At 71.4% G+C, this 22850-nt stretch carries 19 protein-coding genes; 8 read left to right on the forward strand and 11 right to left on the reverse strand.

All coding sequences use genetic code 11. The features are described 5' to 3' along the window. Positions 1-11 precede the first annotated feature (11 nt). The 4 genes from ACNAW0_RS10440 to ACNAW0_RS10455 all read left to right on the forward strand — a co-directional run bounded on the left by ACNAW0_RS10440 (position 12) and on the right by ACNAW0_RS10455 (position 3990). Positions 12-1019 carry a glycosyltransferase gene (locus ACNAW0_RS10440; protein ID WP_416287548.1) on the forward strand — a complete coding sequence of 336 codons (1008 nt, stop codon included), beginning with the start codon at positions 12-14 and terminating at the stop codon, positions 1017-1019. A gap of 87 nt (positions 1020-1106) precedes the next feature. After that, the gene (locus ACNAW0_RS10445) at positions 1107-2264 is read left to right on the forward strand and encodes a glycosyltransferase (RefSeq protein WP_416287549.1); all 1158 of its coding nucleotides are present in this window, start codon (positions 1107-1109) and stop codon (positions 2262-2264) included. Between the two features lie 2 nt (positions 2265-2266). Further along, complete coding sequence (locus ACNAW0_RS10450; protein WP_416287550.1) at positions 2267-2452, forward strand: hypothetical protein; 186 nt, start codon at positions 2267-2269, stop codon at positions 2450-2452. Positions 2453-2565: 113 nt separating this feature from the next. Next, a complete protein-coding gene (locus tag ACNAW0_RS10455; protein WP_416287551.1) occupies positions 2566-3990 on the forward strand; it encodes a hypothetical protein in 1425 nt (474 codons plus the stop codon). 86 nt (positions 3991-4076) lie between these two features. Here the strand turns inward: ACNAW0_RS10455 and ACNAW0_RS10460 are convergent, their stop codons facing one another. Genes ACNAW0_RS10460 through ACNAW0_RS10470 form a run of 3 tightly spaced genes read right to left on the reverse strand, consistent with a single transcriptional unit; the run spans position 4077 to position 7383 of the window. Then, positions 4077-4991: a dTDP-4-dehydrorhamnose reductase family protein gene (locus ACNAW0_RS10460; RefSeq protein WP_416287552.1), complete on the reverse strand. Its 915-nt coding sequence runs from the start codon at positions 4989-4991 to the stop codon at positions 4077-4079. Further along, on the reverse strand, positions 4988-6253 hold the full coding sequence (locus ACNAW0_RS10465) for a glycosyltransferase family 4 protein (protein WP_416287553.1): 1266 nt from the start codon (positions 6251-6253) through the stop codon (positions 4988-4990). The genes ACNAW0_RS10460 and ACNAW0_RS10465 overlap by 4 nt, the downstream gene beginning before the upstream one ends. Before the next feature lie 35 nt (positions 6254-6288). Next, positions 6289-7383 carry a polysaccharide biosynthesis protein gene (locus ACNAW0_RS10470; RefSeq protein ID WP_416287554.1) on the reverse strand — a complete coding sequence of 365 codons (1095 nt, stop codon included), beginning with the start codon at positions 7381-7383 and terminating at the stop codon, positions 6289-6291. A gap of 180 nt (positions 7384-7563) precedes the next feature. Here ACNAW0_RS10470 and wecB point away from each other — a divergent pair, with 180 nt between their 5' ends. Then, complete coding sequence (gene wecB / locus ACNAW0_RS10475; protein ID WP_416287555.1) at positions 7564-8688, forward strand: non-hydrolyzing UDP-N-acetylglucosamine 2-epimerase; 1125 nt, start codon at positions 7564-7566, stop codon at positions 8686-8688. Between the two features lie 14 nt (positions 8689-8702). Here wecB and ACNAW0_RS10480 read toward each other — a convergent pair whose 3' ends face one another. The 3 genes from ACNAW0_RS10480 to ACNAW0_RS10490 are packed head-to-tail and all read right to left on the reverse strand — an operon-like array spanning position 8703 to position 11207. Next, the gene (locus ACNAW0_RS10480) at positions 8703-9347 is read right to left on the reverse strand and encodes an acetyltransferase (RefSeq protein ID WP_416287556.1); all 645 of its coding nucleotides are present in this window, start codon (positions 9345-9347) and stop codon (positions 8703-8705) included. Continuing rightward, positions 9344-10486, reverse strand: coding sequence for a DegT/DnrJ/EryC1/StrS family aminotransferase (locus ACNAW0_RS10485; protein ID WP_416287557.1), 1143 nt, complete (start codon positions 10484-10486; stop codon positions 9344-9346). The genes ACNAW0_RS10480 and ACNAW0_RS10485 overlap by 4 nt, the downstream gene beginning before the upstream one ends. A gap of 19 nt (positions 10487-10505) precedes the next feature. Beyond that, on the reverse strand, positions 10506-11207 hold the full coding sequence (locus ACNAW0_RS10490) for a sugar transferase (RefSeq protein WP_416287558.1): 702 nt from the start codon (positions 11205-11207) through the stop codon (positions 10506-10508). Between the two features lie 196 nt (positions 11208-11403). Between ACNAW0_RS10490 and ACNAW0_RS10495 the strand changes: the two genes are divergently transcribed. Continuing rightward, positions 11404-12414, forward strand: coding sequence for a DUF389 domain-containing protein (locus ACNAW0_RS10495; RefSeq protein ID WP_416287559.1), 1011 nt, complete (start codon positions 11404-11406; stop codon positions 12412-12414). On the opposite strand, the gene ACNAW0_RS10500 is transcribed toward ACNAW0_RS10495, so the two are convergent. After that, entirely contained in the window at positions 12377-12808 is a 432-nt protein-coding gene (locus tag ACNAW0_RS10500) for a hypothetical protein (RefSeq protein ID WP_416287560.1), read from the reverse strand. The two genes, ACNAW0_RS10495 and ACNAW0_RS10500, sit on opposite strands and share 38 nt — an antisense overlap. 221 nt (positions 12809-13029) lie before the next feature. Further along, complete coding sequence (locus ACNAW0_RS10505) at positions 13030-15480, reverse strand: Tex family protein (RefSeq protein WP_416287561.1); 2451 nt, start codon at positions 15478-15480, stop codon at positions 13030-13032. 142 nt (positions 15481-15622) lie between these two features. Between ACNAW0_RS10505 and ACNAW0_RS10510 the strand changes: the two genes are divergently transcribed. Then, entirely contained in the window at positions 15623-16885 is a 1263-nt protein-coding gene (locus tag ACNAW0_RS10510; RefSeq protein WP_416287562.1) for a nucleotide sugar dehydrogenase, read from the forward strand. Positions 16886-16950: 65 nt separating this feature from the next. Beyond that, positions 16951-18462, forward strand: a complete 1512-nt coding sequence (locus ACNAW0_RS10515; protein ID WP_416287563.1) for a deoxyguanosinetriphosphate triphosphohydrolase family protein — start codon at positions 16951-16953, stop codon at positions 18460-18462. Position 18463: 1 nt separating this feature from the next. Here ACNAW0_RS10515 and ACNAW0_RS10520 read toward each other — a convergent pair whose 3' ends face one another. The 3 genes from ACNAW0_RS10520 to ACNAW0_RS10530 form a co-directional block, all read right to left on the reverse strand. After that, complete coding sequence (locus tag ACNAW0_RS10520; RefSeq protein ID WP_416287564.1) at positions 18464-19606, reverse strand: MBL fold metallo-hydrolase; 1143 nt, start codon at positions 19604-19606, stop codon at positions 18464-18466. 551 nt (positions 19607-20157) lie between these two features. Beyond that, positions 20158-20919: a succinate dehydrogenase/fumarate reductase iron-sulfur subunit gene (locus ACNAW0_RS10525; RefSeq protein WP_416287565.1), complete on the reverse strand. Its 762-nt coding sequence runs from the start codon at positions 20917-20919 to the stop codon at positions 20158-20160. Further along, positions 20916-22850 (reverse strand): fumarate reductase/succinate dehydrogenase flavoprotein subunit, encoded by a 1935-nt coding sequence (locus ACNAW0_RS10530; RefSeq protein WP_416287566.1) that lies wholly within the window; start codon positions 22848-22850, stop codon positions 20916-20918. The genes ACNAW0_RS10525 and ACNAW0_RS10530 overlap by 4 nt, the downstream gene beginning before the upstream one ends.

Genomic DNA, 22850 nt, shown 5'->3' on the forward strand with positions numbered 1-22850 from the left:
GGAGTCCTTCGATGAGAGAGACGCAGATCGTGATCGACGCCGCCGGCGGATCGGGTGGCGGAGCCGGACGTCTCAAGACCGAACTCGACGCCTTCCTCGCCGACGGCGCAGCTCCGGTTCGGGTGATCGGGGGGGATCGCCGGCTCACGCCGTCGTGGCTGGCGCTGCGGGAGGCCGCCGCCGGCCGCGCGCCCGTCGTGGCCGCGCTGAACAACGTGTCGTTCGCCTGGCGCGGCACCGAGCGGCGGGTGCTGGTGCACAACGCGCTGCACTTCCTGGCTCCCGCCGAGAAGCGGCTGCTGGGTCTGCTGCCCCGGTCGTTCCGGGCGCAGATTCCCGTCGTCCGCCGGGCGCTGCACCGGGCCGACGTGATCGCCGTGCCGTGCTCGGCGATGGCGGAACGGGTCGCCGCCCGGGTGCCCGCGGTACGCGACCGGCTGCTGGTGCTCGCGAACCCCGTCAGCCCGGTCGGCCCCCGTGCCACCGCCGACGAGGTGTCGATCCTCGTGCCGGTGGTGCCGTCGCCGTTCAAGAACGTGGTGAGCGAGCTGCGGATGTTGCTCGCCGCGCTCGACCAGCGCCGACACCCGGCTCGGGTCCGGATCACGGCGTATCCGCACGAACTCCCGGCCGGCCTGGCCCGGCACCCCCGGCTGGACCTGCTCGGGCGGCTGCCGCACCACGAACTCGCCAGGCACTGGCGTCGGGCGACCGCCGTTTTTTTCCCGTGCGTGCTGGAGTCCTTCGGCTACCCGCTCGCCGAGGCGCGCGTGTACGGGCTGCCGGTACTGGCGCCGGACACCCGGCAGTCGCGGGAGATCGCGGGCAACGCCCTGGTGCCGTATCGCCTGGCCGATGCGGACAGTCTTGCGGACGCCCTTGACGGCATCGACCGGCCGGTGGTTCCGGAACCGTACGCGTTCGAGCGGGCCGCGTACTTCACCCGGTTGCTGGGGCTCACCCGGAACTCCGCGACGTGGAGCGCGTCGGCCCCGGCGGCCCCGATCAGGACCCGATGAGGAGCATTGTTGTCTGATCACCACGAGCACCGTGACGCCCCCGCGCGGTCACCTGGAGAGCGACCTCGTTGTCGGGTGGTACGCGTCATGGGCGAGCTGAACTTTGGCGGAACGGAGCTGCGTACCGTCGATCTGCTTCCGCGCCTGGCCGCGGCAGGGGTCGTGGTCGACCTCGTCACGCTCTCCGACCGCATCGGTCCTGGTCCGCTCGCATCCGTGGCCCGCCGTCTCGGTGGCACCGTCCACGCGCTTCCCTTGGATCTGCGCTTCCCCGCTCGCTTCCTGCGGTTGCTCCGACGACTGCGGCCGGACGCCGTGCACACGGACTTCGGCAACTTTTCTGGAGTTCTACTCACGCTTGCGGCCCTCGCTGGCGTGCCGACCAGGGTTGCCCACTTTCGGGGTGACGACAACGAGCAGCGCTCGCTTCGTCGCCGGGTGCAGCGGGTGCTCTTCCGCCGGATGCTAGACCTGTTCGCGACCGACGTGCTGGGCGTCTCGCCAAGCGCGCTGACCTGCGGCTACTCTCCGACGTGGACGAACGATGCACGGTGCCGGGTCGTCCTCAACGGGCTCGACCTCGATCGCCTGCTCCGCCCGTCGAACGTCGATCTGCGTGCGACTGTCGGCGCTGGCCCCGGCGCTCTCCTCTGCCTGACCGTGGGGCGGGCATCCGCAGAGAAGCGGCGGTGGTTCGTCCCTCCTGTGATCGCGGCGCTGCGGGACATGGGCATCGAAGCCCACGCCGTACTCGTCGGACCGGCGGACGCCGCGGACGATGCCCGGGTCCGGCAGGAAGCGGTGTCGCGGGGCGTGAATCGCCAGGTCCATCTGCTCGGACCACGGGCAGACGTCGGTGGACTGCTGCGTCAGGCGGACATCGTGCTGGCGCCGTCGATCCTGGAAGGCCTTCCCGGCTCGGTGCTGGAGCCCGTGGCGATCGGTACGCCGGTCGTCTCGGTCGATCTCCCTGGGGTGCGATTCATCGCCGACCACCTTGCCGGCGTCACCCTCGTCGACCGCGACGCCAGCGCCGAGCAGTGGGCCGCGAACATCCGGACGGTCGTCACCGCGACGCGAGCGGACGACCGTGGCGAGGCGGTCACCCGATTTCGGGCGAGTGCCTTCTCCCTGGATGCCGCCGTGGCCGAGCACGTGACGATGTACCGGCGCCGTCTTGGTGCCGGAGGACCAGGACCAGAAGTCGAAGCGCCGGACGGGCGCATGGCGAAATCGGAGCCGTGAGGATGCACGACCAGACCCTGCACGAGACACCGCGCTACGCCGGCGCACCCGGACGCGAGGACCTGCTCGACTCTGACGGCGCATGGATGCGGATGAGCTTCGCCGCGCGTGACCTCGCCCGCAGATCGTTCGACTACCGGGTGTGGCAGGCGTCCCTGGCCCGATTCGTGCGGTCGTCGGCGCGATGACCGTCAGGACACCGCTACCCACGGGGGCGACCACCGGCACGCCCGGCGAAGGCATGGTCTCGTCCAGTCACGCCCGAGCGCGCTCCGGCGAGCGGTCGGCGTACGCGCTGCTGGTGAGTGTGCTCTGGGCGGCGCTCGGCGTCGGTGCCGTCGGCCTCGGCGCGACCGAGGATCCCGGGGACACCAGCCGCGCCCTGATCCTGATCAGCCTGCTGGCTCTGCTCCTCGGTGTCTGGGTCTTCTGGCGTGACGGCGGCAGGGCCATTACGGCGGTCGGTCTCTACAACCTGGCGTTCGCCTTGTTCGTCGGCTTCTCCGGGCTGTACCAGGCCGATGACGTCGCGTGGACCGGCCTCTCTCGGTCGTTGCTGACAGCCGTCGCCTTCTGCTATTTCACTCAGGTCGCCACCTGGGCCCTGTTCTGGCGCGAATCGGTACGCCTGGAGGCCCGGTCCCCATTGCCGGTGAATGTCGGCCCCCTGCGGTGGGCGGTGGGAGTTGGTGCCGCTCTGCTCATCGCCGCCACCGCGACGGCGATGGCCCGCCCGGACTCCCTGCCGCCGCTCGTGGAGCCCGCGGGTTTCGTCGGCGTGCTGTTGATGACGGCGGGTCTGGTGAGAGGGCGCCTTCGTCGCCAGTGGGTGGTCTGGGGGGTGCTGCTGGTCGGAGCGATGATGCTCTACTTCGACTTCCTCTTCAACGACTACGGGCGCATCAAGCTGGCCTCGCTGGCGCTCGGTATCGCGGTGCTTCTAGCCGGTGGGCGCAACGGCCGCTGGGTGAAGAGTGGTGTGCTTGCCTTCTCGGCCCCGGCGTTGTGGTTCTTCGCCCAGCTTCGGGTCGATCCCACCAACGACGAGAGTGGCCTCGGCTCGGTCATGAGTCCGCTACGCGAGTTCGCCCGCGTGCTCGAGCTGAACGACCTCGGCGGGTTCCCCAAGGGCTGGGGGCACACGTTCTGGGCCTCGCTGGTGGCGCTCATACCCCGAGGCATGTGGCCCGGCAAGCCCGTCGGATTCGGCACCGAGATCGTGGCCTACGTGCGTCCCGAACTGGTGGACACCGGGCATTCCAGTGCCGTGCTGTTTCACGGCGAGTGGGTCTTCAACTTCGGTCTGCTCGGCCTGGTGGCTATGGTTCCTGTCGTCGGCTACGCGCTTCGCGGTCTCGACCGGCTGCTTGTCTCCTGCTGTTCTCAGGGCATTTCGGATCGGCGACAGGTGCTGTGGCAGGTGGCCGTCGTGGTCGCGACAACCGGCATGGTGGACCTCATGTGGGTCGGCTCTTTCACATACGTGGCGAGGGTCGGCAGTCGTCTGCTGGTGATCCTGGCGCTCATTCTCGTTTTCGGCCAGTTGGGGAGCCGCCGTACGGAACAACCCGACGCGGGGAGGCGGGCGGCGAGGCCGGGCGAAATGTCGACACCACCTCGCGCGGCTCACCGGACCGGCCTTCCCCGTGAGGCTCCCGGGCCGACGAGCGGCGCGACGCCCAGCCCCAGCAGGCGCCCGGGCAGACACGGCGGCCCCGCGCGGTAGCGGCTGATTCCGGCGAACGGCGGCACATCCGACGACGCGCAGCTCTGGCTTTCATCCCCGCGGCACCAGCGCTGACGGAGCCTCGTTCACATCCGGGTGGCGGGCCGTCCCACCAGGGCGCCGGGCATGGCCCACCGGGCGCGGGCCTCGTGCATCAGCCGGATCATGTCGGGCCAGGTCGGCGGGCGGTACCCGGTGGCCTCCGCCAGTGCGTCCGCGCGCATCGACCGGTCACACCGGAAGTCGTCGTCCGGCACGAGTTCGCCCCGCCAGCCGTACACGTCGGCGACCAGCCGGAGGAGATCGTGCTTCGAGACGGGTTCCGCGGCGACGTGGTAAAGCCCGGTCAGGTCCTCGCGAGGCAGGATCACCTGGCGCAGCAGTCGGGCGAGCTCCACCGTCGTCACGCCGCTGTAGATGGCCCTGGTGAACCCAGGCACCTGGCCGTCCTGCGAGAGGAACCAGTCCAGCAGCGACCGCTTCGTGGTCAACTCGTGGCCGATGATCGACGTCCGCAGGGTGAGCGCGGGGGCGCTGGTCGTCTCGCCCAGCAGCTTGGACCGTCCGTAGAGGTCGGCCGGGTCCGGCCGGTCGTCCTCGACGTAACCGCCGCGATCGCCTGAGAAGACGCAGTCGGTGCTGACGTGGACCAGCCGGCTGCCGAGCCGGGCGCACGCGTCGGCGAGCAGGTGGGGCAAGAGGGCGTTGAGCATCACGGTGGGTACGGCGTCCTGCACGTCCGGGCGCTGCTTGATCACCCCGACGCCGTTGACGACCACGTCCGGCCGGACGCTGTCGAGTACCTGGCGCACCTGGTCGAACCGGGTGGCGTCGACGGCCGGGGTGATCCGGGCGAGCAGGCCGGCCGGGTAGAGGTGCCCCCGCCCCTCCATGCTCCGCGCGGCGCCGTACACGTCGAGTTCCGGATCCTCGCTCAACTCCCGGAGAAGAGCGTGGCCCAGCATCCCGGTGGCTCCGAGGACGAGGACGCGTCGGGTCATCGTGACTCCTTGTCCCGGCGGGCGGCGATCCTGGCCCGCCGTGCCGCATCGGTGAGCAGGTCGGCGAGGACCCGCACGTTGGTCGCTTCACTCAGGTGGGCCAGGTAGTGGCGGCGTCCGGCCCGTCCCATTGCCCGCAGCCGAGGCCGCGGGGTCTCCCGGGCCAGCCGGATGACCTCGGCCAGGCTCGCCGCGTTCTCGGGCGGGGCGTCGAAGCCTGCGCCGGCGTCCCGGATGATCCGGGCCGCATCGCCGGGCGCGCAGGCCAGCACGGGCTGGCCGCAGGCGAGGATCGACTGGACCTTGCTGGGCAGGGTGATCCGGAACAGCGGCTCGTCCGCCAGGGACACCAGATGCAGGTCGGCGGCGGCCATTCGAGCCGCCAGGCGGTCCGGCGGGACCGGGTCGAGGAAATGCACGTGACCCGGCCGAATCCGCGCCGCCCGGGTCGTCAGCGCATCCTTCTCCACCCCGTCGCCTACCAGGACCAGATGGACGTCCGGCAGGTCGGTCAGCCGGGCCATGGCCTCGATCACGACATCGATCCGCTGCGCCGGGCCGTGGTTGCCGGCGTACATGAGCACGAAGTCGTCGTCGCCCAGGCCGAGCCGGGTCCTTAGGCCCGGCTCGGGCTCGGTCGGCTGCATGACCTTCTCGTCGGCCCAGTTGTAGACCACCGAGACCTTCTCGGCGGGCACACCTCGCGCGATGATCATGTCCCGCAGCCCGGGGGCGGGAACGGTGACGTGGTCGGCCCAGCGGTAGGTCCGGTCCGTGAATCGGCCCAGGACCGCCTCGGCGAGGCGGCGCGCTGGCCCGTCGGTGAGGAATCCGGTGGCGAACACCGAGTCCGGCCAGAGGTCCAACACCATCGTCACGTACGGGGTGCCCCAGCGCCGCCGCGCCGCCATGGCCGCAGCGGTGGCGGTCACCGGCGAGGAATACACCAGGGCGACGTCGGCGTCGCGCAGGACGGACATGCCGAGCAGAGACGAGGATGCCGACCAGCTCAGGTAGTTGACGGCCCGGCCGAGCGCGGACCGGTCGTGGCTCGGGTAGAGCGGGGTGCGGACGATCCGCTTCCCGTCGCGCGCCTCGACTGTCCGGCGCCGGGCCGAGTACCCGTCGTACACGACGCCTTTCGGGTAGTTCGGCACTCCAGTGAGGACGTCGACGTCGAAGCCCTGCCGGTGCAGTGCGTCGGTGATGCCCTGGGCGAACGGTGCCGGCTCCGGGGGGAACCATTGGCTGACCAGCGCCACCCGGTCAGGTCGTCCACCACTTCCGGCCGGGGCCCTCACGCTGCGGTGGCGGCCGAGGCGGCGTCGTCGAGCTGTGCCCGGACCTCCGGCAGGGCCAGCAGTAGCGACTCGATTTCCGTAACCATGAGGCGCCGGGTGTTGTGCGAGTTGAAGTCGATCCGGTCGCTGCGGTCGACGTTCCCCTCCTCGAAGTAGAGGGCGTAGTTCAGGTCCCGGCTGTCCACCGGCACCCGGAGGAACTCGCCGAAGTCCTCGGCGCGGGACAGGTCCTCGCGGCTGGCCAGGGTCTCGTACAGCTTCTCGCCGTGCCGGATGCCGAGGACGTTGAACTTGGCGGGCACCCCGAACAGGTTGCACAACGCCGTGGCCAGGTCGCCGATCGTGCAGGCGTCGGCCTTGCGGATGAAGACGTCCCCCGGCTGGCCGTGCCGGAACGCGTGCTCCACCAACTCCACCGATTGCTCCAGCGACATGAGGAAGCGGGTCATCCTCGGCTCGGTCACCGTCAGCGGCATTCCCTTGCGGATCTGGTCGATGAACAGCGGGATCACGGAGCCGCGCGAGTACATGACGTTGCCGTAGCGCACGCAGCAGACTCGGGTCCGGGCCGCGGGGTTGTTGCGCGAGTGCGCCTGGGCGACCTTTTCCATCAGTGCCTTGGTCATGCCCATTGCGTTGACCGGGTAGACCGCCTTGTCGGTGCTCAGCAGCACCAGCGCCTCGACACCGTTGCGCTCGCAGGCGTCCACCACGTTGGCGCTGCCCAGCACGTTGGTCCGCAGCGCCTCGAGCGGGAAGAACTCGCAGGAGGGCACCTGCTTCAGGGCCGCGGCGTGGAAGACGAACTCGATGTCCCGGCTGGCCTTGGCCACCGAGTCGTAGTCGCGGACGTCGCCGACGTAGTAGCGGACCCGGTCATCCCCGAGTCGGTGTCGCATCGCGTCCTGCTTGGACTCGTCCCGGCTGAGAACGCGTACCTCGGCCGCTCCCGAATGCAGCAGTCGGGAAACCATCGTCTGGCCGAATGAGCCGGTGCCACCGGTGATCAGAAATCGTCGGCCCGAGAGCAAGGATGTCAACTTCTCCTCCTGTCTTCCCGGCCGGGCGTACGATGCCGGGTCGGGTCTCACCGAACCGGACGATACCGCCCAACAAGTGCAATACCCGGCATAAAACGGAAATCCCTTAGAGCGAATAAAGCGACAAAAATTCGCTCTTTATTGCCGTGACCGCCCAGCGATTCCATTCGTTGAGTGACGGATAGGAGAGCCGGCCCGTCGGCGGAGCCGGCCGGTGCGGAAGGTGCGGCGATGACGCGGGTAATGACAGTGGTGGGTACCCGTCCGGAAATCATTCGCCTCTCCCGGGTCATGGATCGGCTGGACCGGACCATGGAGCACGTCCTCGTCCACACCGGGCAGAACTGGGACCGCACCCTCTCCGACGTCTTCTTCGCAGAGTTGCGGCTCCGTGAACCGGACCGCTTCCTGAAGGTCGACACCACGTCGCTCGGCCGGGTCCTCGGTGGCGTACTGGTCGGAATGGAGGAGGCGATCCGGGACATGCGGCCGGATGCGCTACTCGTCCTCGGCGACACCAACAGCAGCATCGCGGCCGTCATGGCCCGTCGGATGCGCGTCCCCGTCTATCACATGGAGGCCGGCAACCGGTGCTTCGACCTCAACGTGCCGGAGGAGACCAACCGACGCCTGGTGGACCATGTCTCGGACTTCAACCTGGTCTACTCCGAGCACGCCCGGCGCAACCTTCTCGCCGAGGGGCTGCATCCGCGTCGGATCCTGCACACCGGCTCACCGATGCGTGAGGTCCTCGAGCACTATCGTGCCGACATCGAGTCGTCGACGGTCCTACGGCGACTGGGCCTCGAACCCGCGGGCTATTTCTTGGTCAGCGCCCACCGGGAGGAGAACGTCGACAGCCCCACCCGCCTGCGCCAGTTGCTCGACTGCCTCCGGGCGGTACGGCGGAGGTGGGAGTCGCCGGTCCTGGTCTCCACCCATCCGCGTACCCGCAAGCGGCTGGAGGCGCTGACCGGTGACGTCCTCGACCTCGACGGGATCGCCTTCCACGAGCCCTTCGGGCTCTTCGACTACGTGCACCTGCAGACTCGGGCGCGCTGCGTGCTGTCCGACAGCGGGACCATCAGCGAGGAGGCGGCCATCCTCGGCTTCCCGGCGGTGACGCTGCGGGACTCGATGGAACGGCCGGAGGCGCTCGACGTGGGCGGCATCATCATGACCGGCCTCGAGCCCGCCGGGGTGGTCGAAGCGGTACGCGTGGCGGTCGACCAGGTCGGGACCTCCGGGATGCCCTGCCCGGCGGACTACCAGGTGCCGGACACCTCGCGCCGGGTAGTGGACTTCATCCTCTCCACCGTTCGACGGCACCACGACTGGGCCGGTATCCGGCAGTAGGCGCGGTGCGGTGGTCAGCGCGCCGGTATGCCCTTGACCACCGCCCCCTCCGGTATGTCCCGGACGACGCACGCGCCGGCGCCGACGGTGCTGTCCCGGCCTACGCGCAGTCCCTGCAGCACGGCCGCCGTCGTGCCGATCAGCACCCCCTCGGCCAGCCGGCAGTCACCGGAGACGGCGGCGAGCGGGTTCACCGAGACGAAGTCCGCCAGGACCGAGTCATGGCCGACGGTCGAGTTCTGGTTGAGGTGCACGTGCCGGCCGATGGTGACGTTGGTGGTGACCCGCGCGCCGGGAAAGGCGACGAAGCCCGGTCCGAGTTCGGTGGCCGGCCCGATCGTCGCGGTCGGGTGGACCAGGCTGGCCGCCGGTATCCCGTACCGGTCGACGCGGGCGGCAACCGCCCGCCGGACCCGGGGGTCGCCGATCCCGATGACGTGGTGCGTGTCGGGGGGCGCGTCCCGTAGCCGGTCGGTCCCGCCGAGGTAGGGGACGTCCAGCCGCTGGACGCGTTTCAGGTTCTCCTCCGAGGGGCGGTCGTCGACGAACCCGAGCAGGTGCCACCCCGGCCCGGCCGGGTTGACGTTCACGTCCCGCGCGATGGTCAGGACCTCCCGGCCGTGTCCCCCGCAGCCGATGACCACCAGCGGTACGGTCACCGGGCCGCCCCGCCCGGCCGTCCGGTCAGGAAGTCGTCGATGGCACCGAGGACGCGGGTGATCTGCCGCTCGGTCAGCGCGCTGCCGCTGGGCAGGACCAGGCCGTCGGCGAAGAGCCCGTCGGCCACCCCGGTCAGCAGGCTCTCCGCCCCGGCGTACGCCGGTTGCCGGTGCATCGGCTTCCAGACCGGGCGGGTCTCGATGTCTCGCGCGGTGAGGTGCTCGGCCAGCTCGTCCGCCCGCCAGCCCGACCGCTCAGGATCCACGGTCAGCGCGGTGAGCCAGCAGTTGGAGCCGCCGTCGTCGGCACCGAGGAGCGTGACCCCCGGTACGGGCGCGAAGAGCTTCGCGTACCGGTCGCGGAGCTGCCGCCGGCGGGCGATCATCCCGTCGAGCCGGGCCAGCTGGGCACGGCCCAGCGCGGCGAGCAGGTTGCTCAACCGGTAGTTGTAGCCGGTCTCCCGGTGCTCGTAGTGCCGGGCCGGTTCCCGGGCCTGGGTGGACAGGTGCCGCGCCCGGGCGAGCAGCGCCAGGTCGTCGGAGACCAGCGTGCCGCCGCCCGAGGTCGTCATGATCTTGTTGCCGTTGAAGGAGAGCACCCCCGCCCGCCCGAAGGAGCCGGCCGCCCGGCCGCCATGCGTGGCGCCGAGCGCCTCCGCGGCGTCCTCGACCACGGGGACCTCGGCGGAGGCGCAGACGGGCAGCAGCGCGGTGTAGTCGGCGCAACTGCCGAAGAGGTCGACCGGGACGACCGCCCCGACCCGCTGCCCGCGGGCGCGGAGCCGGGCCAGCACCTCGGCGACGAGGGCGACGTCGACGTTGCCGCTCTGCGGGTCACAGTCCACGAAGACCGGTCGGGCTCCGGTGTACCGGACCGCGTTGGCCGTCGCGACGAACGTCAGCGTCGGCACGACCACCGCGTCTCCCGGTCCGACACCGACGCCGAGCAGCGCCAGATGCAGGGCGGCCGTGCCGGAGCTGACGGCGACCGCGCCCTGCGTGCCGGCCCGGAGCGCCAGCTCCCGCTCGAAGGCGTCGAGGTCGGGACCGACCGGCGCGACCCAGCCGGAACGCAGCGCCGCGATCAGGTACGACTCCTCGAGCGGCCCGACGTCGGGCGCTGACAGGTGGATGGTCATCGGTCACCTCCGGCCGGAGTCATACCGGCGCCCGGTCCCGGCCGCCGGTCTCGGCCAGGCTTCCCGTACCGAGGAACTCGGGTGCGGTCGCGGTGCCCGCCGCCGAGATCCCCTCGCGGCGCAGCACCGTCCGGACCGTGGCGCGGAGGATGGCGAGGTCGACCCGCAGGTTCCTGGTGTCCACGTACCGGACGTCGAGGTCCAGCTTCTCCTCCCAGCTCAGGCTGTTCCGGCCGGTCACCTGGGCCAGTCCCGTCACCCCGGGCCGTACCTCGTGACGGCGGGCCTGCCAGGGGGAGTAGCGGGGCAGGTACTCGGGCAGCAGGGGGCGTGGGCCCACCAGGCTCATGTCCCCGCGCAGCACGTTCCACAGGGTTGGCAGCTCGTCCAGACTGGTGGCTCGCAGGAAACGCCCCAGCGAGGTGAGTCGGTCGGCGTCCGTAACCAGACCGCGCCGCGGGTCGATCGGCAGCATCGAGCGGAACTTGACCAGCTCGAAGATGCTGCCGTCCCTGCCGACGCGGGCCTGACGGAACAGGACGGGCCGGCCGAGGCCGACGGCCACCACGAGCGCCACCACCGCCACCAGCGGAGCGGTGAGGACGAGTAGGAGCAACGCCGCCACCACGTCGAACGCGCGCTTCAGCCGCTCTGGCCGGGCCTCGACCACGGGACGGACCGGTGCCTCCAGCAGACCGGACATCGGCATCGTCGTCGCCACCTCCACGCATCTCGTCCGAACCGGGCATGCCAAAACGTTCTATCAGCCACAAAGGCCCCACAAGGGGAGAAACCTCCAATCGATCTCAGCCTCGGCTGGATCAACCGATCACCCCGGTCTGAGGACGCGGCCTCGCGCGACGGCATCCGGCCAGCCGCAGTAGAGTGGCTCGCCCTCCGTCGGCGAGAGGAGAGACGTGCTGCACCTGCGGGTGATCGCACCCCCGGACCAGTCGGACGCGGTCGCCGACCTGCTGGCGGCCGAACCCGGCGTCACCCACCTCGTGGTGCTGCCGGGCGCCGCCCGCCAGCCGGCCGGCGACTACCTCACCTGTGACGTGGTGCGGGAGAGCGCGGACGGCGTGCTGCGCAAGCACCAGGAGTTGGGCGTCGAGGCGCACGGGGCGATCGCCGCGGACGACGTGGAGCTGGTGCTGTCCGCGGCGGCGGAGAAGGCCGCGCGCGACGCGCCCGGGAACGGCGAGGACGCGGTGGTCTGGGACGAGATCGCCGCGAAGACCGGGGAGCAGATGGTGCTCACCGGCACCTTCCTCGCGCTGATCATCGTGGCCACCATGATCGCCGGCATCGGGGTGCTGCTGGACCAGCCGATCCTGATCGTCGGCGCGATGGTGGTCGGCCCCGAGTTCGGCCCGCTCGCGGCACTCTGCGTCGCCCTGCTCCGGCGGCAGCCGCAGGTCGTTGCCCGGTCGATCAAGGCCCTGGTGGTCGGTTTCCTGGCCGCGACGGCGGCCACCGTGCTGAGCACCTGGGCGCTCACCGCGGCCGGACTGGTCAGCCGCGACATGCTGCTGGCCGACCGGCCGTTGACCGACTTCATCTGGCGTCCCGACGCGCTCTCCTGGGTGGTCGGCGTGTTGGCCGGGATTGCCGGGATGCTCTCGCTGACCGCCAAGAAATCCGGCTCGCTGGTCGGGGTGCTGATCTCGGTGACCACCGTGCCGGCGGCGGCGAACGTCGCGGTCGCGGCGTCGTACGGGGTCTGGCCCGAGGCGGCCGGCTCCGCCCTCCAATTGGTGATCAATTTGGCCGCGATCGTGCTGGCCGGCCTGCTGACCCTGGTCGCCCAGCTGTGCTGGTGGCGGCGGGTGCGGCGGCGTACGGACCGGAGGATGCCCCGCCAGCGGGCCGACCGGGAGCCGGCGCGGGTCACCGCCAGTCGTCGCCCGCCTCAAGGCGCCGGCTGAGCAGCGCCGCCAGTGGCAGCGACTCGCCGTCCCGACCGCCCCGCCCGACCAGCAGCGGCGGCGGGGACGGCTCGGGCTCGGCCCCGAACAGCCGTGACCGCAGGCTGGCCGGCACGGTCAGCAGGTAGAAGTGTCCCTCAGTGTCGACCGCCCGGCTGCGGGCCCGGTCGACGTACCAGCCGGTGACGCGGGTGCGGTACCGGCTTCGCCCGTCGTAGGCGGTCACATTGAGCCGCTCGGTGCGCAGCCCGCGCCGGGTCGCCTCGGCCGCGAACCGGGCCACCAGCTCGGCCGCCTCCGCCTGCTCGGCGGCCCGCTGCCGGGCGTCAGCCTCCGCGTGCGCCCGCACCGCGTGGCGTCGCTGCTCCCGCCACCGCGGGCCGTCGTCGGTCACGCCCGCCACCGTACGCGGTTCCGCCCCGGCCGCCGTGCGCCGAGAGCGTTGGCCACCCCGGAGGCACCGCCGGCGTACGCGGTCCCGCCCCGGCGTCGGGGTTCGTCCGGTCGACGGCCCGCACTGTCAGCCCCGGGCTGGGCTCCACGGCCGCGCTGTCGAGCTGAGTCGTCCCCGACTGATCCGTTGACGACATCAGCTCGACAGCGTGCGACCGAGGGTCAGGCCAGGCCGGCGCGGCGCAGCGCGTCCGCCATGGCGTCGTTGGTCGGTGCGGCGGCACCGCTTCGGCCCTGCCGTTGCTGCGGCCCGCCCTGGGAGCCGCGGTCTCCGCGCGGCGCGCCGCCCTGGCCGCCACGGGGCGTGCCGCCCTGGCCGCCGCGCGGGCCGCTGTCCTGGCCGCCGCGCTCGCGCCGGCCGTCGGCCGGGCGGCCACCGCCGGTGGGCGCCTCGTCGTCCAGCCGCAGGGTCAGCGAGATCCGCTTGCGGGGCACGTCGACGTCGAGCACCTTGACCCGTACCACGTCGCCGGACTTGACCACGTCCCGCGGGTCCTTGACGAAGGTGTGGGACATCGCGGAGACGTGCACCAGGCCGTCCTGGTGCACGCCGACGTCGACGAACGCGCCGAACGCGGCCACGTTGGTGACCACGCCCTCCAGCACCATCCCGGGCGTCAGGTCGCTGATCTTCTCGACGCCCTCGACGAACGTCGCCGTCTTGAACTCCGGGCGCGGGTCGCGGCCCGGCTTCTCCAGCTCGGTCAGGATGTCGGTCACCGTGGGCAGGCCGAAGGTGTCGTCGACGAAATCGGTGACCTTGAGCCCGCGCAGGATCTTGCTCTGCCCGATCAGCGTGCGCAGGTCCTGGCCGGTGCGGGCGAGGATCCGTCGCACCACCGGGTACGCCTCGGGGTGCACGCTGGACGAGTCCAGCGGGTCGTCCCCGCCGGGGATACGCAGGAAGCCGGCGCACTGCTCGAACGCCTTCGGGCCGAGCCGGGGCACCTTCTTCAGGTCGGCGCGGGTCCGGAACGGCCCGTTGGCGTCCCGGTGCAGCACGATGTTCTCCGCCAGCCCGGCGCCGATCCCGGAGACCCGGGTGAGCAGGGGAGCGGAGGCGGTGTTGACGTCGACGCCGACGCCGTTGACGCAGTCCTCGACCACCGCGTCCAGTGAGCGGGACAGTTTCACCTCGGACAGGTCGTGCTGGTACTGCCCGACGCCGATCGAGCGCGGGTCGATCTTGACCAGCTCGGCGAGCGGGTCCTGGAGGCGGCGGGCGATGGACACCGCGCCGCGCAGCGACACGTCCAGCTCGGGCAGCTCCTGCGAGGCGTACGCGGAGGCGGAGTAGACCGACGCGCCGGCCTCGGAGACCACCACCTTGGTCAGCTTCAGCTCCGGGTGCCGCTTGATCAGGTCGCCGGCCAGCTTGTCGGTCTCCCGGCTGGCCGTGCCGTTGCCGATCGCGATCAGCTCGACCCGGTGCGCGGCGGCCAGCTTGGCCAGGATGTCGATCGACGCGTCCCACTGCCGGCGCGGCTCGTGCGGATAGATCGTGTGGGTGGCGACCACCTTGCCGGTGGCGTCCACCACGGCCACCTTCACACCGGTACGCAGACCCGGGTCCAGGCCCATCGTCGGCCGGGTGCCGGCGGGCGCGGCCAGCAGCAGGTCGCGCAGGTTGGTGGCGAACACCCGGACGGCCTCCTCCTCGGCCGCCTGCCAGAGCCGCATCCGCAGGTCCGCGCCGAGGTGGATGAGGACCCGCGTACGCCAGGCCCAGCGCACCGTGTCGGCCAGCCACTTGTCGGCCGGGCGCCCCTGGTCGCTGACGCCGAATCGGCCGGCGATCGCCGCCTCGTACCGGGTCGGGCCGGTGACCGCGGCGTCGGAGTCGCCCTCCGGCTCCGGGTCCATGGTCAGGTCGAGCATGCCCTCCTTCTCGCCCCGGAACATGGCGAGGATCCGGTGCGAGGGGAGCTTCGGGTACGGCTCGGCGAAGTCGAAGTAGTCGGCGAACTTGGCGCCGGCGGTCTCCTGGCCGTCGCGTACCCGGGCGACCAGCCGGCCCCGCGACCACATCTGCTCCCGGAGTGTGCCGATCAGGTCGGCGTCCTCGGCGAAGCGCTCGATGAGGATGGCTCGCGCGCCCTCCAGCGCCGCGTTCGGGTCGGCGACCCCCTTGTCCGCGTCGACGTATCCGGCGGCTGTCTCGCGCGGGTCCTGCGTCGGGTCGGCGAGCAGCGTGTCGGCGAGGGGCTCCAGCCCGGCCTCGCGGGCGATCTGCGCCCGGGTGCGCCGCTTCGGCTTGTACGGCAGGTAGATGTCCTCCAGCCGGGACTTCGAGTCGGCGGCCATGATCTGCGCCTCAAGGGCCTCGTCGAGCTTCCCCTGGGACCGGATCGACTCGAGGATCGCGGCGCGGCGCTCGTCCAGCTCGCGCAGGTAGCGCAGGCGCTCCTCCAGGGTGCGCAGCTGCGCGTCGTCGAGCAGGCCGGTGGCCTCCTTGCGGTAGCGGGCGATGAACGGCACGGTGGCGCCGCCGTCGAGCAGCTCCACGGCCGCCCGTACCTGACCTTCGGCGACGCCGAGTTCCTCGGCGATCCGCTGATGAACAGACTGGGTCACGATCTTGATCCGCCTTCTCGGGTGGGTTCCGTCGTGCATTCTGCCGCCCACCTCCGACGCCCCGCACCCCGGCGCGCTCATCGGCGTCGGTCCGCCGCCGATATCACCAAAACGGACATACGACACCATAAGTACCTCTAGTCTCCTGATCAGGTGATTCGTTCTTCCAACAGGAGCCCGGGTGAGTGCTGAGAAGCTGGTCGTCATTGGTCAGGGTTACGTCGGTCTGCCGCTGGCCATGCGGGCCGTCGAGGCGGGCCTGGACGTCGTCGGTCTGGACGTCGACTCCGACCGGGTCAAGCGGCTCGCCTCGGGAGAGTCGTTCGTGGAGGACATTCCGGCTGACCGGCTCGGCCGGGCGCTCGGCACCGGCCGCTACCGTCCGAGCACGGAGTACGCCGACGCCGAGGGGTTCGACGTCTGCGTGATCACCGTGCCGACCCCGCTCCGCGACGGCACCCCCGACCTCAGCTACGTGGAGCAGGCCGGCATCGGCATCGGCCCGCACGTGCGGCCGGGCTGCGCGGTGGTGCTGGAGTCGACCACGTACCCGGGCACCACCGAGGAACTGCTGCGTCCGCTCCTGGAGTCGGCCAGCGGATTGCGTAGTCCCGGCGACTTCCACCTCGGCTACAGCCCGGAGCGCATCGATCCGGGTAACCCGACCTGGCGGCTGGAGAACACGCCGAAGGTGGTTTCGGGGGTGGACCCGGCGGCGCTGGCCCGGGTGGACGAGTTCTACCGGCGCATCGTGGCGCGTACGGTGCCCGTGACCTCCACCCGGGTGGCCGAGCTGACCAAGCTGATCGAGAACACCTTCCGGCAGGTCAACATCGCTCTGATCAACGAGCTGACGATGCTCTCCCACCATCTGGGCATCGATGTCTGGCAGGCGATCGAGGCCGCCGAGACGAAGCCGTTCGGGTTCATGCCGTTCCGACCGGGGCCCGGTGTCGGGGGGCACTGCCTGCCGATCGACCCGTGCTACCTCTCCTGGCAGGTCAAGCGGCGGCTGGGCCGGCAGTTCCGTTTCATCGAGCTGGCGAACGACGTCAACCACGAGATGCCGGAGCATGTGACGCATCGGATCATGGCCGGACTCAACCGGACCGGCCGCGCCGTCAGCGGTGCCCGGCTGCTGCTGCTCGGCCTGGCGTACAAGAAGAACACCGGCGACATGCGCGACTCGCCCGCCGTGGAGGTGGCCCGGCAGCTGTGCGACCTCGGCGCCGAGGTCCGCGCCGCCGAGCCGTACGCCGAGCCGCACCACGTTCCCGGTGGAGTGCTGGTCGTGCAGCTGAGCGAGGCGGAGGTCGCCGCGGCCGACGCGGTGATCGTGGTCACGGACCACGACGTCTTCGACTACGACATGGTGACCCGTTGCGCACGCTATGTCTTCGACACCCGGAATCGGTGCTCCGGGCCGATGGTGGAGCGCCTGTAGCACAGGTCGGCCGGGTCCGACGCGTGGCGGCCACACCGCCGTCCGCTGCGCTACCGTGGGCGATCGTGGAGCAACCTGCCGATCCGCGGGCCCGACGGCTCTTCGGGGGCAGCGCCCGGGCGCTCGGCGACCTGGCCGCCAGCCCGTTCCGGGCCGACCGGGACCGGATCGTCGCGTCGCCGTTCTTCGCCCGGCTGGGCGGGGTGACGCAGGTGATCAGTCCGGGCGGGTCCGGGCTGCTGGTGCACAACCGGCTCACCCACAGCCTCAAGGTCGCCCAGGTGGCCCGGGCGATCGCCGAGCGGCTCACCGCCGAACCTGCACACCGCGACCTGCTGGAGAAGCTGGGCGGCTGCGATCCGGACGTGGTGGAGGCGGCAGCACTGGCCCACGATCTCGGCCACCCGCCCTTCGGGCACCTGGGGGAGCGGGTGCTGGACCGGCTGGCCCGCCAGCGGCTCGGGCTGCCCGACGGCTTCGAGGGCAACGCCCAGTCGTACCGGATCGTCACCAGCACCGAGATCCGCGGCGCGGCGACCACCGGGCTGGACCTGACCGCGGCGGTCCGGGCGGCGACACTGAAGTATCCGTGGACCCGCCTGGACCACCCGGACCCGCACCCACGGCACCTGGGCCCGGCGCCGCGCGGCGCGGCGGTCCCACCCGACGACCCGGAGAGCGGGTCGGCGAAGTTCGGTGCGTACCGGACCGAGCTGGACGACCTGCGGCAGGCCCGGGAGCCGTTCGCCGGGCGGATCCCGGACTGGCAGCAGACCCCGGAGGCGTCGGTGATGGACACCGCCGACGACATCGCGTACGCCATCCACGACGTGGAGGACTTCTACCGGGTCGGGGTGCTCCAGCAGGGCGCGGTGGCCGCCGAGCTGATGGCCTGGCAGCGGGAGAGCGGCCATTTCCGCTCCATCACCGATGCCGCACTGGCCGCCGCCGGCCGCCGCCCGGGGGAGGCCATCGAGCGGCTGCGGCGCCAGCTGCACCGTAAGGACGCCTGGATCGCCGACGACGAGGCGTTCGCCGCCGCGGTGGAACACGTCCGCGAGGAGCTGGTGGAGGGGCTGCTGGCGCTGCCGTTCGACGGCTCGATCGAGGCGGAGCAGTACGTGGCCCGCTTCTCCGCCCGCTGGTCCACCCGATTCGTCGAGGCGATCACGGTCACCCCGGAGCCGGACGTCCGCTCGGGCCACGTGCTGCTGGCCAAGGCGCAGTGGCACGAGGTACAGGTGCTCAAGTTCGTCCACCACCGGTTCGTGCTGGCCCGCCCCGACCTGGCCCTGCACCAGCGCGGCCAGGCGCGGCTGCTCGGCGCCCTGGTGGAGGCACTCTGGGAGTGGCTGCTCGACCCGGAGGAGGAGTCCCGGCTGCCGCGTCGCCTGCACGACCTCGTCGAGCTGGCCGAGGCGGAGCTGCATCCGCGTACGTCGGACCGGATCGGTCGGGCCCGCGGCCGGGCCATCATCGACTTCGTCGCCCAGCTCACCGACGGGCAGGCGGTGGCGATGCTGGACGCCCTCTCCGGCCGCTCCGGCGCACTCTGGACCGACGCCTTCGTCCTCTGAGTCAGGCGATGGCCTGCCACCAGCCGTCGACCGGCGGCGGGTCGTCCACCACCACCCGCTCGCCGGGGCGCGGCACCGCCAGCCGGACGTCCCGGGCCTTCGCCTCGGCCCAGAGCCGGTCCACCGGTTCGGACCAGCCGTGCAGGGCCAGGTTGAAGGTGGCCCAGTGCACCGGGATGAGCAGGTCGCCGCGTAGGTCGAGGTGGGCGGCGACCGCCTCCTCCGGGAACATGTGGATGCTCGGCCAGGCCCGGTCGTACGCCCCGATCTGCATCAGCGTGACGTCGAACGGGCCGTGCTCGGCACCGATCGGCGTGTAGCCGTCGAAGTAGCCGGAGTCGCCGGTGTAGAAGACCTTCCGGTGCGCCCCGGCCACCACCCAGGAGCTCCACAGGGTGCCGTCGCGGCGCAGGCCGCGCCCCGAGAAGTGCTGGGCGGCGGTGGCGGTGAGGGTCAGCGCGCCCACCCGGTGGCTCTCCGACCAGTCCAGTTCGACGATCCGTTCCTCCGGCACGCCCCAGCGGTCCAGGTGCGCGCCGACCCCGAGCGGGACGACGAACGGCGCGGACTGGTGGGCGAGCAGCCCGCGTACGGTCGCCAGGTCCAGGTGGTCGTAGTGGTCGTGCGAGATGAGGATCGCGTCGAGGCGGGGCAGTTCGTCGAGGCGTACCGGTGGCTCGTGGATGCGGCGCGGACCGATCAGGGGCGACGGGGAGCAGCGATCACTCCACACCGGGTCGACCAGCACCCGGTGCCCCTCGACCTCGATCAGGAGCGAGGCGTGGCCGTACCAGACGATGCCCAGCTCGCGGGCAGGGTCCGCCAGGGCCGGATCGGCCGGCCGCAGCAGCGGCACGTCGCTGCCGGGCCGCCGCTTCTGCTTGCCGAAGATCAGCTCCTTGAGCAGGTTGCGGCCGGGGTCGGCGACGATGGTGCGGGTGCTCGTCGGGTTGTGGAAGGTGCCGTCCCGGAACTGCGGGGAGCAGGCGGCTCGTGCCAACCGGGCGCCGGTGAGCCGGCCGCCGAGTTGTGCCGGCACGTCGCGGCCCACCCAGGCCAGCCCGGCCAGCGCCGCGACCCCGGCCGACTGCCACATCCGGCGGCTCAGTGCCCGCTCGACCGCCTGCTCCTCCGCTGCGCCCATCGCCGTCCCTCCGCCGTGTCCCACAGGCCACCATCACGGCCGCCAGGCCGCCGCCGAGTACACGGTAGCCACCGCGACGCCGGTTCGCCGCCGCGCTCAGCGCAGCCGCCGCAGCACTCGTCGCGTACCTGGGCCAGCGTGGCGGGGAGCGGGCTGCGAGGACCGGCTGGTGCCCGCCGGTACGTCCTCGGCCCGGAGTCGCGTTTTTTGTGCCAGGTCAGTGCCTTCATGCCTGAATGCCCCTCTCCTGTACCGCCAAACCGGTGCTACCCGGAGAGGAGGACTTGAACCGGACCGGTGGCGCCCGCGGCTCGGCCCCAGGAGTCCCGCTCCGGCCGCCACCCGGGTGTGGCTCAGGCGGGCTCCCGGCACCCCGAGGCGCGGTACGCCTGCCGGGGCATGACATCACAGCCGATTCAGCTCCAAAGGAGGTCGCTGACCATGCCGCCGGCCGGCCACGGCGCGACGTACCCGGAAACGGCCGACCGCCGCGCCCCGGTGCGGGGCACGGCGGTCGGTGGGGTCGGACGGCGGGCGTACCCGCCGCGGGCTCAGGAGCCCGGGGTGCCGGCGCGCTTCGACGTCGCCGTGAGGTAGTCCCGGTTGAGCCGGCCGATGGTGTTCAGCGGGATGCCCTTCGGGCAGGCCGTCGCGCACTCGCCGATGTTGGTGCAGCCGCCGAAGCCGGCCTCGTCGTGCGCGTCCACCATGCCGATCACCCGGGTGTGCCGCTCCGGCTGGCCCTGCGGCAGCAGCGAGAGCTGGGTGACCTTGGCGGCGGTGAACAGCATGCCGGAGCCGTTCGGGCAGGCCGCCACGCAGGCGCCGCAGCCGATGCAGGCGGCCGAGGAGAAGGCGGCGTCCGCGTTGGCCTTGGCCACCGGCACCGAGTGCGCCTCCGGGGCGCTGCCGGTCGGCGCGGTGATGTAACCACCGGCGGCGATGATCTTGTCGAAGGCGTTCCGGTTGACCACCAGGTCCTTGACGACCGGGAAGGCCCGGGCCCGCCACGGCTCGATGTCGATCGTGTCGCCGTCGGAGAACTGCCGCATGTGCAGCTGGCACGCGGTGGTGCCCCGCTGCGGCCCGTGCGCCTCGCCGTTGATCATGAGGCTGCACATGCCGCAGATGCCCTCGCGGCAGTCGTGGTCGAACGCGACCGGCTCCTCGCCCGAGAGGATCAGCCGCTCGTTGAGCACGTCGAGCATCTCCAGGAAGGACATGTCCGGCGACACGTCGTCGACCTGGTAGGTCACCATCCGACCCTTGTCCTCAGGGCCCTGCTGGCGCCAGATGCGCAGGGTCAGATTCACTTGTAGCTCCGCTGCGTGGGGTGGACGTATTCGAACTGCAGGTCTTCCTTGTGCAGCACGGGCTGGTCGCCGGTGTACTCCCAGGCCGCCACGTAGGCGAACCGGTCGTCGTCGCGCTGCGCCTCACCGTCGGGGGTCTGGTGCTCGGCCCGGAAGTGGCCGCCGCAGGACTCCTCGCGGTGCAGGGCGTCGATGCACATGAGCTCGGCCAGCTCGAAGAAGTCGGCCACCCGGCCGGCCTTCTCCAGCGACTGGTTGAGCCCCTCGCCGTCGCCCGGGACGCGGACCCGCTGCCAGAACTGCTCGCGCAGCGCGCGGATCTCGTCGATCGCCTTGCGCAGCCCGGCGTCGCTGCGCTCCATGCCGCAGTGCTCCCACATGATCTGGCCCAGCTCCCGGTGGAACGAGTCCACCGTCCGGTCGCCGTTGATGGAGAGCAGCTTCTGGATCCGCTCCTCGACGGCCGCCCGGGTCGCCATCACCTCGGGGTGGCTGGCGTCGACCTTCCCGAACGAGCCGGCGTTCGCCAGGTAGTTGGGCAGCGTGTTCGGCAGCACGAAGTAGCCGTCCGCCAGGCCCTGCATCAGCGCCGAGGCCCCGAGCCGGTTCGCGCCGTGGTCGGAGAAGTTCGCCTCACCGATCACGAACAGGCCCGGGATGGTCGACTGGAGGTCGTAGTCGACCCAGAGGCCACCCATCGTGTAGTGCACGGCGGGGTAGATCCGCATCGGGACCTCGTACGGGTCCTCGCCGGTGATCCGCTCGTACATCTCGAAGAGGTTGCCGTACTTGGCCTCGATGGCCTTGCGGCCCAGCCGGTTGATCGCGTCGGCGAAGTCCAGGTAGACGCCGAGCCGGGTCGGGCCGACGCCGCGCCCCTCGTCGCAGACGTTCTTCGCGGCGCGGGAGGCGATGTCCCGGGGGACCAGGTTGCCGAAGGAGGGGTAGATCCGCTCCAGGTAGTAGTCCCGCTCGTCCTCGGGGATGTCCTTCGGCTTGCGGTCGTCGCCCTTGGCCTTCGGCACCCACACCCGGCCGTCGTTGCGCAGCGACTCGCTCATCAGGGTCAGCTTCGACTGGTGGTCGCCGGAGACCGGGATGCAGGTCGGGTGGATCTGCGTGTAGCAGGGGTTGGCGAAGTGCGCGCCCTTGCGGTGCGCCCGCCAGGAGGCGGTGACGTTGCAGCCCTTGGCGTTGGTGGAGAGGTAGAAGACGTTGCCGTAGCCGCCCGAGGCGAGCACGACCGCGTCGGCCATCTCAGTGGTGATCTCACCGGTGACCAGGTCCCGCACCACGATGCCGCGCGCCCGGCCGTCGACGACGACCAGTTCGAGCATCTCGTGGCGGGCGTTCATCTCCACGTTGCCCAGGCCGATCTGCCGCTCCAGCGCCTGGTACGCGCCGAGCAGCAGCTGCTGGCCCGTCTGACCCCGGGCGTAGAAGGTGCGCTGTACCTGCGCGCCGCCGAAGGAGCGGGTGTCCAGCAGGCCGCCGTACTCGCGGGCGAACGGGACGCCCTGGGCGACGCACTGGTCGATGATGTTGACCGAGACCTCGGCCAGCCGGTGCACGTTCGACTCGCGGGAGCGGAAGTCGCCGCCCTTGACGGTGTCGTAGAAGAGCCGGTGCACCGAGTCGCCGTCGTTGCGGTAGTTCTTGGCGGCGTTGATGCCGCCCTGGGCGGCGATCGAGTGGGCCCGGCGCGGGCTGTCCTGGTAGCAGTAGGACTTGACGTGGTAGCCCTGCTCGGCCAGGGTCGCCGCGGCCGAGCCGCCGGCCAGGCCGGTGCCCACCACGATCACGGTCAGCTTCCGGCGGTTGGCCGGGTTGACCAGCTTCGCCTCGAAGCGGCGGCGCTCCCAGCGGGTCTCGATGGGGCCGTCCGGGGCCTTGGTGTCGGCGACCGGGTCGCCTTCGGTGTAGAGATCCAT

It is taken from the genome of Micromonospora sp. SL1-18 (genome assembly GCF_047921505.1).
Classification (GTDB): Bacteria; Actinomycetota; Actinomycetes; order Mycobacteriales; family Micromonosporaceae; genus Micromonospora.

Coding starts and splice junctions, on each gene's coding strand:
- ACNAW0_RS10440 (WP_416287548.1), top strand. CDS start 12: ATGAGAGAGACGCAGATCGTGATCGACGCCGCCGGCGGATCGGGTGGC.
- ACNAW0_RS10445 (WP_416287549.1), top strand. CDS start 1,107: ATGGGCGAGCTGAACTTTGGCGGAACGGAGCTGCGTACCGTCGATCTG.
- ACNAW0_RS10450 (WP_416287550.1), top strand. CDS start 2,267: ATGCACGACCAGACCCTGCACGAGACACCGCGCTACGCCGGCGCACCC.
- ACNAW0_RS10460 (WP_416287552.1), bottom strand. CDS start 4,991: ATGACCCGACGCGTCCTCGTCCTCGGAGCCACCGGGATGCTGGGCCAC.
- wecB (WP_416287555.1), top strand. CDS start 7,564: ATGACGCGGGTAATGACAGTGGTGGGTACCCGTCCGGAAATCATTCGC.
- ACNAW0_RS10485 (WP_416287557.1), bottom strand. CDS start 10,486: ATGACCATCCACCTGTCAGCGCCCGACGTCGGGCCGCTCGAGGAGTCG.
- ACNAW0_RS10505 (WP_416287561.1), bottom strand. CDS start 15,480: ATGCACGACGGAACCCACCCGAGAAGGCGGATCAAGATCGTGACCCAG.
- ACNAW0_RS10520 (WP_416287564.1), bottom strand. CDS start 19,606: ATGGGCGCAGCGGAGGAGCAGGCGGTCGAGCGGGCACTGAGCCGCCGG.
- ACNAW0_RS10530 (WP_416287566.1), bottom strand. CDS start 22,850: ATGGATCTCTACACCGAAGGCGACCCGGTCGCCGACACCAAGGCCCCG.